Origin of the sequence: Halobaculum sp. CBA1158 (genome assembly GCF_021431925.1) — an archaeon.
GTDB lineage: Archaea > Halobacteriota > Halobacteria > Halobacteriales > Haloferacaceae > Halobaculum.
Map to the genome: position 1 here is coordinate 392,200 of NZ_CP090371.1, position 12,332 is coordinate 404,531.

At 70.3% G+C, this 12,332-nt stretch carries 12 protein-coding genes; 7 read left to right on the top strand and 5 right to left on the bottom strand.

Translation table 11 applies throughout. The features are described 5' to 3' along the window. Positions 1-116 precede the first annotated feature (116 nt). Positions 117-839, bottom strand: a complete 723-nt coding sequence (locus Hbl1158_RS01940) for a type 1 glutamine amidotransferase (protein ID WP_234298398.1) — start codon at positions 837-839, stop codon at positions 117-119. On the opposite strand from Hbl1158_RS01940, the gene Hbl1158_RS17130 reads away from it, so the two are divergent. Continuing rightward, complete coding sequence (locus tag Hbl1158_RS17130) at positions 833-967, top strand: hypothetical protein (protein ID WP_255764123.1); 135 nt, start codon at positions 833-835, stop codon at positions 965-967. The genes Hbl1158_RS01940 and Hbl1158_RS17130 overlap by 7 nt on opposite strands. Here Hbl1158_RS17130 and Hbl1158_RS01945 read toward each other — a convergent pair. Continuing rightward, positions 964-1,803 carry an alpha/beta fold hydrolase gene (locus tag Hbl1158_RS01945; protein WP_234298399.1) on the bottom strand — a complete coding sequence of 280 codons (840 nt, stop codon included), beginning with the start codon at positions 1,801-1,803 and terminating at the stop codon, positions 964-966. The two genes, Hbl1158_RS17130 and Hbl1158_RS01945, sit on opposite strands and share 4 nt — an antisense overlap. Before the next feature lie 107 nt (positions 1,804-1,910). Here Hbl1158_RS01945 and Hbl1158_RS01950 point away from each other — a divergent pair, with 107 nt between their 5' ends. Beyond that, positions 1,911-2,936, top strand: coding sequence for a low specificity L-threonine aldolase (locus tag Hbl1158_RS01950; protein WP_234298400.1), 1,026 nt, complete (start codon positions 1,911-1,913; stop codon positions 2,934-2,936). 91 nt (positions 2,937-3,027) lie between these two features. Next, the gene (locus tag Hbl1158_RS01955; RefSeq protein WP_234298401.1) at positions 3,028-3,594 is read left to right on the top strand and encodes a TspO/MBR family protein; all 567 of its coding nucleotides are present in this window, start codon (positions 3,028-3,030) and stop codon (positions 3,592-3,594) included. A gap of 12 nt (positions 3,595-3,606) precedes the next feature. On the opposite strand, the gene Hbl1158_RS01960 is transcribed toward Hbl1158_RS01955, so the two are convergent. Then, the gene (locus tag Hbl1158_RS01960; protein WP_234298402.1) at positions 3,607-6,393 is read right to left on the bottom strand and encodes a GAF domain-containing protein; all 2,787 of its coding nucleotides are present in this window, start codon (positions 6,391-6,393) and stop codon (positions 3,607-3,609) included. A gap of 106 nt (positions 6,394-6,499) precedes the next feature. Between Hbl1158_RS01960 and alaS the strand changes: the two genes are divergently transcribed. Further along, positions 6,500-9,268, top strand: a complete 2,769-nt coding sequence (alaS, locus tag Hbl1158_RS01965; RefSeq protein WP_234298403.1) for an alanine--tRNA ligase — start codon at positions 6,500-6,502, stop codon at positions 9,266-9,268. Between the two features lie 12 nt (positions 9,269-9,280). Next, on the top strand, positions 9,281-9,571 hold the full coding sequence (locus tag Hbl1158_RS01970) for a hypothetical protein (RefSeq protein ID WP_234298404.1): 291 nt from the start codon (positions 9,281-9,283) through the stop codon (positions 9,569-9,571). Between the two features lie 131 nt (positions 9,572-9,702). On the opposite strand, the gene Hbl1158_RS01975 is transcribed toward Hbl1158_RS01970, so the two are convergent. Continuing rightward, the gene (locus tag Hbl1158_RS01975) at positions 9,703-9,912 is read right to left on the bottom strand and encodes a hypothetical protein (RefSeq protein ID WP_234298405.1); all 210 of its coding nucleotides are present in this window, start codon (positions 9,910-9,912) and stop codon (positions 9,703-9,705) included. Positions 9,913-10,032: 120 nt separating this feature from the next. Here Hbl1158_RS01975 and Hbl1158_RS01980 point away from each other — a divergent pair, with 120 nt between their 5' ends. Beyond that, the gene (locus Hbl1158_RS01980; protein ID WP_234298406.1) at positions 10,033-11,118 is read left to right on the top strand and encodes an aminopeptidase; all 1,086 of its coding nucleotides are present in this window, start codon (positions 10,033-10,035) and stop codon (positions 11,116-11,118) included. A gap of 518 nt (positions 11,119-11,636) precedes the next feature. Continuing rightward, positions 11,637-11,789 (top strand): hypothetical protein, encoded by a 153-nt coding sequence (locus Hbl1158_RS01985; RefSeq protein WP_234298407.1) that lies wholly within the window; start codon positions 11,637-11,639, stop codon positions 11,787-11,789. A gap of 56 nt (positions 11,790-11,845) precedes the next feature. Here Hbl1158_RS01985 and lrp read toward each other — a convergent pair whose 3' ends face one another. Beyond that, entirely contained in the window at positions 11,846-12,304 is a 459-nt protein-coding gene (lrp, locus tag Hbl1158_RS01990) for an HTH-type transcriptional regulator Lrp (protein WP_234298408.1), read from the bottom strand. Positions 12,305-12,332 lie beyond the last annotated feature (28 nt).

Consider the following 12,332-nt stretch of genomic DNA (forward strand, 5'->3'; position numbering starts at 1 on the left):
ATAGGGGTTTCGACGAGCGGAGACGCGACAGCCGTGCTGGTCGGCGGCCGGGCGGTCAACGGTCGGGCCCCGCCGGTTGAGCGACCTAGCGATCGGGCGGTCGGGCAGCCCGGCGATCACGCCTCCGCGTTCGCGTCGCCGGCGGCGGCGTCCTCCTCCCGGATTCGCCGGCAGTAGGCCGTGAAGTTGTCGAACAGCGTCTTCGCCTCGCAGGCGGCGTCGTACCGCTCGGGGGTGATGTCCGCGAGCACGCGGTCGACGGCCTCGTCGCCGATCCGGTCGCGCTTGCCCTCGGTCACGCGCTCGGCGGTCTCGACGTCGTACTCGGGGTGGAACTGAACGCCCCAGCAGCGACCCTTCCGGAAGGCGTGGACGCCGAACTCGTTCTCGGCGAGCAGCTCAGCCCCCGGCGGCAGCTCTGCCACCTCGTCGCCGTGGGTGGTGAAGACCGTGAACTCCTCGTCGATGCCGTCGAACAGTTCGTCGTCGCCGCGGTGGGTGACCTCGTTGTAGCCGATCTCGAAGTCGTCCATGCCGCCGACGCGACCCCCTAACGCCTCCGCGAGCACCTGGTGGCCGTAGCAGACGCCGAGGATCGGGAGGCCGCGCTCGGCGGCCTCTGCGGTCCACTCGACCAGCGGCGGGATCCACTCCTCGTCCCAGTAGACGGAAGAGCGCGATCCGGTGATCACCACCCCGTCGAACTCAAAGTGGTCCGGTATCTGTCGCGCGTTCGCGTCGAACTCCACGAGGTCGGCGTCGAGTTCCCGCCGGAAGTTTCGCGCCGTGTTCGCGCTCTCGTGAGCCGCGTTGAGCAACGCGAGTCGAAGTCGTGTCATTACCCCGTGGTGGGTCGCTCGCGGGCAAAGGGCTTGCGTCGCTCGCAGGCGTCGCCGTCGTCGCCGTCGTCGCCGTCGTCGCGGGCACCGTCGCCGCCGGCGTCCGCGACGCCGGCAGTTCGGTCTAGCCGCCGTCGAAAAACGCCAGAATCCGGTCGTTCACCTCGCGGCTCGCCTCCACGTTCGCGAGGTGGCCGGCCCCGTCGACGCCGACGAACTCCCCCCGCGGCAGCCCCTCGGCGAGTTCCCGCCCCTTCGCCGGCGGACACACCCGGTCCTCGGTCCCGTGGATCACCAGCGCCTCGTCGGTCACCTCGTACAGCCTGTCGGTGAGGTCGAAGTCACGGACGGCCTCGCGCGCGGCCTCCCACGCGTCGCGGTCGGCGTCCTCGAGGGCTCGCCACTCGACGATCCGCGAGACGACGTCGGGCTGATACGACATGAAGTCGTCGGTCACGGCCGCCCGGAGCGACGACTCCAGCGCCTCGGGGTCGTCGGGATCGGCCCACAGCGGGTCGGGATCCAGTCCCCCGCCGTAGGCCGCGGTCCCGACGAGCGCGAGCCTGCGAACCCGCCCCGACCGCGCGGCGGCGCGGAGCGCGACCATCCCGCCGAGGCCGACGCCGACGAGGTCGACCGACCGGACGCTCGCGTCGGCGAGGACGGCCTCGAGGTCCGCCGCGAGGTCGCCGACGGCGTACGGCCCCGGCGGCGCGTCGGAGTCGGCCGTCCCGCGGGTCGCGGGCACGATCAGCCGGCGCGGGCCGGCCAGGGCGGCGTGTTGCCATCCCCACTGCCACGGCCCGTACCCGATCTCCCCGCAGACGGCGACGGGGATCGGGTCGCCGTCGCGGTCGCCCCCGCTGCCCCCGCCGCGACCGCCGCCCGCGTCGCCGTCTCCCCCGCTCTCGTCGCCGGCGACCTCGTAGTACAGGTCCACGTCTCCGTTCGTCGCGTGCGGCACAGGCGGGCGTTCGCCCCGCCGCGGGGTCAAACCATCGGGTCGTCGCAGCCCCCGTCTCGGGCTCGCCGATCGCGCGATATTTCCGCGGCGACGCCGACGCTCACGACATGATCGACTTCCGTTCGGACACGGTGACCCGCCCGAGCGACGAGATGCGCGAGGCCGCCCGCGACGCCCCCGTCGGCGACGACGTGTACCGCGACGATCCGACGGTCAACGAACTGGAGGCGCGCGCGGCCGACCTCGCCGGCTTCGAGGACGCGCTGTACGTCCCCTCGGGGACGATGGGCAACCAGATCGCGATCCGCACGCACACCGACCGCGGGCAGGAACTGCTGTGCGACGAGCAGGCCCACGTCTACAAGTGGGAACTGGGCGGTATCCCGCAGCTCTCGGGGGTCCAGCCGCGGATCCTCGACTGCGGCGACCGCTGCGTCCCGACGCCCGAGCAGGTGCGCGAGGGGTTCGTCGCCGAGGACCTCCACCGCCCCGGCACGGGGCTGCTGTGTCTGGAGAACACGCACAACTCCCGCGGCGGCGTCGCGGTCCCGAAGGCCGACATCGACGCCGCGGCCGACGCCGCCCGCGACCTGGACGTCCCGGTCCACCTCGACGGCGCGCGCTTCCTCAACGCCTGTGTCGCTCTCGACACCGATCCCGCGGCGATGACCGAGTCGGTCGACTCGGTGATGTTCTGTCTCTCGAAGGGGCTCGGCGCGCCGGTCGGCTCCGTGCTCGCCGGCGACGAGGAGTTCGTCGACCGCGCACGCCGGATCCGGAAGCTGTTCGGCGGCGCGATGCGCCAGGCGGGAGTGATCGCCGCGCCCGGCCTGCGAGCGCTGGAGAACGTCGACCGCCTCGCGGAGGACCACGCCAACGCCGCCCGCCTCGCCGAGGGACTGAACGACATCTCGGGGCTGTCCGCGCCCGCGCCCGACACCAACATCGTGATGGTGGACAGCGAGGACGCCGGCCTGACGGGCGAGGAGCTGTCGGCCGCCTGCAAGGACGAGGGCGTCTCCTTCAGCGCCTTCGACGACTACACCTGCCGGCTGTGCACGCACCTCGACGTGAGCGAGGCGGACGTGGACGAGGCGCTCGACCGGATCGAGTCGGTCGTCGCCGCGGCCTGACTCGCCCGGATGGCGGATCGGTCGGCCGGTCGACCGCTCGGCCGGTCGGCCGCTCGACCGGTTTATGACGTCGGCCGACGTACGTGGATCGATGACCGACAGTTCGCCGGCCGTCGCTCGGACGGACTCGAGGCCCGACCCGGATCACGATCCCGACCGGAGTTCGGGACCGCGCTCGGGACTCGGTGACCGCCTCGACGGGCTCGGCGGTCTCCTCGCACTCGTGGTCGCCGTCAACGTCGCGGGCGCTGTGCCGGCGCTGCTCGGCGGCCCCGACACCGCGTGGTTCGCGTCGCTGACGAAGCCGGCGATATACCCGCCCGGGTGGCTGTTCGGCGTCGTCTGGACGGCGCTGTTCACGCTTTCCGGGGCGGCCCTGTGGCTCGTCATCCGCGCCGAGGCCACGGCCGCCCGCCGCCTCGCGCTGTGGGCGTTTCTCCTCCAGTTCGCGTTCAACGTCGCGTGGACGCCGACGTTCTTCGCGCTGCGGGAGATCGCCGCGGCGCTGGCGGTGATCCTCGCGCTCGCCGTGGTGCTGACAGGGACGATCGCCGCGTTCGCCCGCGTCGACCGACGGGCGGCGGCGCTGCTGGTGCCGTATCTCGCCTGGGCGTGTTTCGCGGCGGTGCTGAACTACCGATTCCTCGTGTTGAACTGACGCCGGCGACCGTCACCGGCCACCGGTGCCCGGTTCTCCCTCGCCGGTGTCGAACTCGAAGCGCGCGCCGCCGGTGTCGTCCTCGGTCAACTCCACGTCCCAGCCGTGCGCCTCGGCGATGCGCCGGACGATCGCCAGCCCGAAGCCGGTGCCGTCGTCGGCCGTGGTGTACCCGATCTCGAACGCCGACTCCCGGTTCTCGGGCGAGACTCCGGGGCCGTCGTCGGCGACCGCGAAGCCGTCGTCGGTCGCCTCCACGCGCACAGTCGGGGCGTCGCCGCCGTGCTCGACGGCGTTGCGAAAGAGGTTGCCGAACAGGTCGCCCAGTCGGTCCGGGTCGGCGTCGACGACGACGCCCGATTCGGCCTCGAACGTCGCGTCGCCGGTGTCGACGGTCGCCCACGCGCGCTCGGCCGCCTCGTCGATGTCGGTCCGGTCGGTGTCGCCGACGACCCGGCCGTCACGCGCGAGCGTGAGCAGGTCGTCGATCAGGTCGCGCATCCGGCCGACCGCGTCCGCGACGGTCTCGAGGTGTTCGTCGTCGCCGGTCTCCCTCGCGAGGTCGAGGTAGCCCTCGGCGACCGACAGGGGGTTGCGCAGGTCGTGGCTCACGACGCTCGCGAACTCGTCGAGGCGCTCGTTCTGCCTGCGCAGCGCCCGTTCGCGCTCGCGGCGCTCGGTGATGTCCGAGTAGATGGCGTAGCCGCCGACGTTCTCGCTGCCCAACTCCAACGGGACGACGTACATGAGGAAGTCGCGGACGCCGTCTGCCGTGCCGCGACGCACCTCCTTGCGGAGGCTCTCTCCGTTGTGGAGCCGCTCGTTGAACTCCTCGGCCTCCGCCTCCGCCTGGGCGTCGTCGGGGACGATGTAGTCGTCGACGTACTCGCCGACCACCTCGTCGCCGTAGCCGAAGGCGTCCTCGAAGGCGGAGTTGACCGCTCGAAAGACGGGGTCGCCGTCGACGAGTTCGAAGGAGATGGCGGCGTCGGGGACGTTCTCGAACAGCGCCGAGAGCCGGTCGCGCTCGGCGCGCAGGTCCGCCTGCGTTCGGACCCGTTCGAGCGAGACGGCGACGTGCGCCATCAGCAGCTCCGCGTTGTTGAGGTCGTCGTCGTCGAAGGCGTTCGCCTCGGTGGCGACCGCCTGGAACACGCCGAGGTCGCCGAGGGGGATCGAGACGGCCGAGCGGTACTCCGACCTGACCGGCGCGGCGTCGTCGTCGTCGGTGAGGTCGCCGATGACGACCGACTCGCCCGTCTGATACGTCTTGCCGGCGACCCCCTCATCGAGGCCCATCGGACGCGCCCCCTCGGGCCTGTTCCCGTCGGCGTCGACCGGCACGAGCTTGTCCCCGCGCCGCAGCGACAGCGTCGACTTGTCGAACGAGAGCACGTCCCGTGCCGCTCGGATGGCCCGTTCGACCAGCGCGTCCTCGGACTCGGCCCCGGCCAGTTCGGCCGTGGCGACGTGGAGCCGCTCGATCGTCTCTCTGGCGTCCCGCAGCGCCGCCTCCGAGCGGATCCGCTCCCGGGTCGCCGTCGCGTACGAGACGAGCAGCTCAGCGAACTCGAGGTCGCTGTCGTCGAACGCGCCGGTCTCGTCGGTGACCGCCTGGAAGACGGCGTCGCCGGCGAACGGGACCGAGACGAGCGATCGGGACTCGCCGTCGTGGGAACTCGCGATCTCGTGTGCGACGATGTCGTCGACGACGAGGGACTCGCCCTCGGAGTGGCTGTGTTCGAATGCGCCGAACCCCCGCTCGAACTCCGTCGGGAGCCTCGGGTCGCTCGTCGCGCGGCGGCGAAAGCGGTCCTCCTCGGCGGTGTACACGCACGAGCGGTCGAACGACAGCACGCGCTGGGCGATCTCGACGGTGAGCTCGAACAGCTCGTCCTCGCTGCCGGCGTCGACGAGTCGCGGGGCGGCCTCGTGTAGCTCGGCCATCACGCGCTCCCTGCGGGTCAGATCGGTCTGCGCGCGGAGGCGCTCGTACGCCTGCCCCACGTGCATCGCCAGCAGCTCCGCCAGCTCGCGGTCGGTCTCGTCGAAGGCGTGCGTGCGCCGCGAGATCGCCTGAAACACCGCGTCGCCCCCGAACGGAACCGTGATGCTCGATCCGGTCGCCCGCGAGTTCTCGAGGCGTTCGGACGCGACCTCGGCGACGTACACCGTCTCGCCGCGGCGGTAGGCCTGCCCCGCGAGCGTCCCCTCGATCGGAACCCGGCGCGGGAGCCAGTCGGTCGACCGCTCACGCGCGACGAGTTCCGTCCCGTCCACGTCGACGCCGACCGCGCAGTGGTCGAACGAGAGCACGCGACCGGCGACCTCGACCGCCAACTCGAACAGCTCGTCGACGCTGTCGATCGCGGCGATCTCGGCGGCCGCCTCGTGGAGCCGCGTCACGCGGCGGCGAGCCGCGCGAAGCTGTCGTCTGGTCTCGCCCTCGCGGGCGCGCTCGACCTCGGCGAGGAGTCGCTCGCCGCTGGACCCCCGTTCGACGTATCCGTCGACGTACGCCGCAGTCGGCTCGTGATCGCTGTACGCGACGACCGGGGTGTCCGTCTCCGTCAGCGCCTCCTGGGCCGACGCGGACAGCGTCGGCTCGCCGACGAGCACGACGACGTACTGCCGGTCGTTGCCCTCGAGATATCGATCGAGATCCCCGACGGCGACCGTCTCCGCCGCGTCCCCGTCCGCGGCGTTCGCGAGCGCTCCGGCGACCTCCTCCGGCACCGACGCCCCGTCCTCGGTGACGACGAGGACGGAATATGTAGGTTCAGTGACGGGGCCGGCCATCAGTTACGACATGTTGTCGCTTCCCGGTTTAACAGTAACGGGTACCCGAGATCGCATCGGACGCGGCCCGGAACCCTTTTGCGCGGCGACTGGGCACAACGTGGTAATGAGCGACCTTACTGCGGAGTACCGCCTCGAGTACTTCGAGGAGGAGGGGTTCTCCCGGAAGGAGTGCTCCTCGTGCGGGGACCACTTCTGGACCCGCGACGACGAGCGAGAGCTGTGCGGGGAGCCGCCCTGCGAGGACTACTCGTTCATCGGCGACCCCGGATTCGACGAGCCGTACACGCTCTCGGAGATGCGCGAGGCGTTCCTCTCGTACTTCGAGGAACACGACCACGAACGCATCGAGCCGTACCCGGTCGCCGCGAACCGCTGGCGCGACGACGTGCTGCTCACGCAGGCGTCGATCTACGACTTCCAGCCGCTGGTCACCTCCGGACAGACCCCGCCGCCGGCGAACCCGCTGACCGTGAGCCAGCCGTGCATCCGGATGCAGGACATCGACAACGTGGGCAAGACGGGCCGTCACACGATGGCCTTCGAGATGATGGCCCACCACGCGTTCAACGCCCGCGAGGAGGTCGGCGACGAGTACGCATACTCCGGGGAGGTGTACTGGAAAGACGAGACCGTCCGCCTCTGTGACGGCCTGTTCGAGGAGATGGGCGCGAACCTGGATGAGATCACCTACATCGAGGACCCGTGGGTCGGCGGCGGCAACGCCGGCCCCGCCATCGAGGTCATCTACAAGGGTGCCGAGCTGGCGACGCTCGTGTTCATGTCGATGGAACAGGACCCCGACGGCGAGTACGAACTGAAGGACGGCAACACGTACTCGAAGATGGACACGTACATCGTCGACACCGGCTACGGGCTGGAGCGGTGGACCTGGATGAGCCAGGGCACCCCGACGGTGTACGAGGCGGTGTACCCCGAGACGATCGAGTTCCTGAAGGACAACGCCGGGATCGACCTCTCCGAGGAGGAGGCGGAGTTGGTCCGGCGGGCCTCCACGCTGGCGGGCCATCTCGACATCGACGAGGCCGAGGACGTCGAGGCCGCCCGCGACAACATCGCCGACAAGCTCGGGGTCGACACGGAGGAGCTGACCGACCTGCTCGAACCGCTCGAGGACATCTACGCCATCGCCGACCACTGCCGGACGCTCGCGTACATGTTCGGCGACGAGATCGTCCCCTCGAACGTCGGGACGGGCTACCTCGCGCGCATGGTCCTCCGGCGGACGAAGCGGCTCGTCGACGAGGTCGGCGTCGACGCCCCGCTCGACGAACTCGTCGACATGCAGGCCGAACGCCTCGGCTACGAGAACCGCGACACGATCCGCGACATCGTGCGCACGGAGGTCGAGAAGTACCGCGAGACGCTCGAGCGCGGCGGCCGCAAGGTCGAGGCGCTGGCCGACGAGTACGCCGGCACCGGCGAGGCGATCCCGGTGGACGAGCTGATCGAGCTGTACGACTCCCACGGCATCCAGCCGGACATGGTCGAGGAGATCGCCGAGGAGCGCGGCGCGACCGTCGAGGTGCCCGACGACTTCTACGGGCTGGTCGCCTCCCGCCACGACTCCGCGGGGGCGTTCGATCACGAGGAGTCCGCCGACGAGCGGCTCGCCGACCTGCCGGCGACCGACCGGCTCTACTACGACGACCAGGAGCGCACGGAGTTCGAGGCGGTCGTCCTCGACGTGCTCGAGCGCGAGGGCGGCTACGACGTGGTGCTCGACCAGACGATGTTCTACCCCGAAGGCGGCGGCCAGCCCGCCGACCGCGGCACGCTCTCGACCGACGACGCCACCGTCGAGGTCGAGGACGTGCAGATCCGCGACGACGTGGTGCTTCACCGGACCGACGCCGACCCCGGGAAAGGCGAGTTCGTCACCGGCCAGGTCGACGGCGAACGTCGCCGGCGGCTGATGCGCCACCACACCGCGACCCACATCGTCGGCTACGCCGCCCGGCAGGTGCTCGGTGAGCACGTCCGGCAGGCGGGCGCACAGAAGGGGATCACCTCCTCGCGCCTCGACGTGACCCACTACGAGCGCGTGACGCGCGAGGACGTGAAGTCGATCGAGCGGGTCGCGAACGACCTCGTGCGCCGGAACCTCTCGGTGACCCAAGAGTGGCCCGACCGCCACGAGGCCGAGTCCGAGCACGGCTTCGACCTCTATCAGGGCGGCATCCCGCCGGGCGAGCAGATCCGCCTCGTCAGCGTCGGCGACGACGTGCAGGCGTGCGGCGGCACCCACGTCTCCCGCACCGGCGACATCGGCGCGATCAAGCTCCTGAAGGCCGAGCCGGTACAGGACGGCGTCGAGCGGCTCGTGTTCGCCGCCGGCGAGGCCGCCCTCGACGCCACCCACCGCACGGAGGACGCGCTGTACGACGCCGCCGACGTGCTGTCGGTCGACCCGCAGGAGGTGCCCGAGACGGCCGAGCGCTTCTTCACCGAGTGGAAGGAGCGCGGCAAGACGATCGACCGGCTGAAAGAGGAGCTAGCGGAGCTTCGCGCCGACGCCGGCGGCGAGGAGGTCGCGGTCGGCGACGCCGTCGCGGTCGTCCAGCGGACGGACGCCGACAGCGACGAACTCCGGGCGACGGCCAACGCCCACGTCGAGGACGGCCGAATCGCCGTGCTCGGGTCGGGCGCGGGCGGCGCGGCCACCTTCGTCGTCGGCGTCCCCGACGGCGTCGGCGTCAACGCCGGCGAGGTCGTCGGCGAACTCGCGGGCCGCGTCGGCGGCGGCGGCGGCGGCCCGCCGGACTTCGCGCAGGGCGGCGGTCCCGACGTGGACGCGCTCGACGACGCGCTCGACTCGGCCGCGGAGATCCTCCGTCGGAAGCTGGAGGCCTGACCCGCCGACCCGATGTCCCTCATCGACTCGCTCCCGTACCCCATGTCGGCGGCCGAGGTCCGCGGGCTGACGGACGCCGACGCGATAGCGGAGGCGCACCACGAGGTGATCGCCCAGCGCTCGGGAACCGAGGTCGTCCCCGCGATGCTGATCACGACCGAGCGGAACTCCTACGCCGTCGTCGAGGACCGCGACGCCGACCGCTACCGTGTGCTCGACTCGGGCGACCGCGACGACCGGGACGACGTGTACGCGACGCTGCGCGAGTGGGCCGACGAGCACGGCTACGGCGGGCCGACGTAGCCGGCGACGGCGACGACGCCGGTGAGGATTCACTCGACAGCGCCGGCGACGGTACCCGCGATGGCGACGGCGACAGCGTCGTGACCGAGCGCGTCGAGAAGCGGCCCTGCGAGCGGAGCGGCCCGTTCGACCTACCGCGAGAGGAGGAGGCCGTCGCAGGTCGGACACCGGTCGTGGGAGCCCCCGGCGAGTTCGATGGTTCGCTTTCGGTAACACCCCCCACACAGGAGGGTGCCGCAGTCGCGACACTCGTACCCCTCATAGGAGGTGAGCCCGAGGCGGTCGGCGATCCCCGACGACCTCGCCTCCAGCGCCGTTCCGCAGCGCACACACTCGGGCACGTGATCGGCCTCGCGGGCGATCGCCAAGAATCTCCGTCTTAGGGAACTGAAACGATGCGGGCGTCGCGATCGGACCCGGGACCGAAACCACTACCACGACACGCCGGCGACTCGCGGCACATGGACCCGCGAATCCGCGAGCACGCCGAGACCATCGTCGAGCACTCCATCGAGTTGGAGGCGGGCGACGACCTCGTCATCCAACTCCCCGGCGAGGCCGAGGACCTGGCGGTGGCCCTCCACGAGTACGCCGGCGACATCGGCGCGAATCCGGTACTGCTGAACAACTCCCAGCGCGCCGAGCGCGCGTACCTGCGCGCCCGCGAGGAGGACTTCGAACTCCCCGATCACGAACTCGCCCTCTACGAGGAAGCGGACGCGTTCGTTATCGCCCGAAGCGGCGGCAACGTCTCCGAGAAGGCGGACGTGGACCCGGAGACGACCGCCGACTACACGCGCGCTCGGCGACCCGTCCAGAAGGTGCGCCTCTCGAAGACGTGGTGTCTCACGCAGTTCCCGACGCAGGCGCACGCCCAACTCGCCGGCATGAGCACCGAGGAGTACGAGAACTTCGTGTACGACGCCGTCAGCCTCGACTGGGAAGAACAGGCGGAGTTCCAACGGCAGATGGTCGAGTTGATCGACGACGCCGAGGAGGTCCGGATCCGGTCGGGCGAGGAGACCGACATCACGATGTCGGTCGCGGGCAACACCGCACTCAACGACGACGGGAAAGCGAACCTCCCCGGCGGCGAGGTGTTCACCGCGCCCGTCAAGGACAGCGTGAACGGCGAGGTGTACTTCGATTTGCCGCTGTACCGCCAGGGCCGCGAGATCGAGGGCGTCCGACTCACCTTCGAGGACGGTCGAGTCGAGGCGTTCTCCGCCGAGCGCAACGAGGACGTGCTGGAGGGCGTGTTCAACACCGACGAGAACGCCCGCTACCTCGGCGAACTCGGGATCGGGATGAACCGCGCGATCGACCGGTTCACGTACAACATGCTGTTCGACGAGAAGATGGGCGACACCGTCCACATGGCCGTCGGATCGGCGTACCCCGAGACGGTCGGCGAGGGCAACGAGGTGAACGAGTCCGCCGAGCACGTCGACATGATCGTCGACATGAGCGAGGACTCCGTGATCGAACTGGACGGCGAGGTCGTCCAGCGGGACGGGACGTTCACGTTTGAGGAGCGCGAGGTCTGAACGAGCGGTAGCGAGTGAAGACCTCGGAGAGCGAACGGCGACCAGCGGGAGCCGTGAGCAGCGAGGCGTGAGGGAGCGAGCGTAGCGAGCGACCGAACGCCTCGGTAGAACGGCGGCGCGGTCCTCATCCCGCGCCGCCCACGAAAACCGCGAGGACGAGTGAGCGCGTAGCGCGAACGAGTCCTCGAACCGAGCGGGGAGCGTGCGCGGTCGAACGGTGCGGGGCCGACCGGAGGGAGGCCCCGGGCGAACGGGGAGCGATGTGACCCGTGAGCGAGTGAGACCGCGATGGCGAACGGCGAATGAAGCGAGCCCGGATCGCCCGGGCGCTCCACGGAGATCGCGAGACGTGAGCCGAACGCCTCGCGAGGCCGCTCCGCCCACAGAGACAGCCACGCCGAGTTGTCGCCGGACCTCCGGACGGTCACCGGAGTCCTTCACGAACGTGCGTGTACTAATTTGTTTCTCTCCGAGTCGTGGTCCGGGGATTTATGCCGGTGTGGTCGCCGTTCACACACGTGCCCAAGGTGAACTGTCCCGACTGCGGTCGTCAGATCGGAATGCACGAACTCGAGGCGAAGACGACGGCCCAGTCCGGCGGCTTCTCGACCCGGTACCGCTGTCCGTTCTGTCGGACGGACATGGAAGACGTGACCGAGTTCATGGTCTGACTCCGCGGTTCCACGACCGTTCCCATCGGGTTCTCCGGACCGTCGCGGGCGGAGGGCTACTCCTCGACGTCGAGGTCGAACTGGGCGTTCTCGACGACGGAGTTGAGCACGACCGAGGTGTTCGTCTCGCGGATGTCCTGGTCGGCCAGCAGTCCCTTGATCCCCTCGTTCATCTCGTCGGTGTCGCGGAACTTCCCGATCGCGATGACGTCGTAGTCGCCGGTTACCTCGTACACGGAGGTCATCTGTTTCTGCTCGCGGAGCCGGTCGACGATCTCGGGGAGCGCGCTCCCCTCGACTTTGAGCTGGACGATCGCCGTCACGTCGTAGCCGAGGCGGCCGTAGTTCACGCGGGGCGTGTACCCCTCGATGACGCCCTCGTCTTCCAGGTCGCGCAGGTGGTTCGAGACGGTCGTCACCGACACGTCCAGGTCCTCGCCCAGCGAGCGGAGGCTGGCGCGACCGCTTCCGAGTAACGCGTTGACGAGCTTGGCGTCGAGATTTTCGTACGTCATTACATTCGGCCACGGTCGCCTCCCTTTA

Excerpts from the sequence above, each read along its gene's own strand:
- Hbl1158_RS01940 (WP_234298398.1), bottom strand. The coding sequence starts at position 839 with ATGACACGACTTCGACTCGCGTTGCTCAACGCGGCTCACGAGAGCGCG.
- Hbl1158_RS01950 (WP_234298400.1), top strand. The coding sequence starts at position 1,911 with ATGATCGACTTCCGTTCGGACACGGTGACCCGCCCGAGCGACGAGATG.
- Hbl1158_RS01955 (WP_234298401.1), top strand. The coding sequence starts at position 3,028 with ATGACCGACAGTTCGCCGGCCGTCGCTCGGACGGACTCGAGGCCCGAC.
- Hbl1158_RS01960 (WP_234298402.1), bottom strand. The coding sequence starts at position 6,393 with ATGGCCGGCCCCGTCACTGAACCTACATATTCCGTCCTCGTCGTCACC.
- alaS (WP_234298403.1), top strand. The coding sequence starts at position 6,500 with ATGAGCGACCTTACTGCGGAGTACCGCCTCGAGTACTTCGAGGAGGAG.
- Hbl1158_RS01970 (WP_234298404.1), top strand. The coding sequence starts at position 9,281 with ATGTCCCTCATCGACTCGCTCCCGTACCCCATGTCGGCGGCCGAGGTC.
- Hbl1158_RS01980 (WP_234298406.1), top strand. The coding sequence starts at position 10,033 with ATGGACCCGCGAATCCGCGAGCACGCCGAGACCATCGTCGAGCACTCC.
- lrp (WP_234298408.1), bottom strand. The coding sequence starts at position 12,304 with ATGACGTACGAAAATCTCGACGCCAAGCTCGTCAACGCGTTACTCGGA.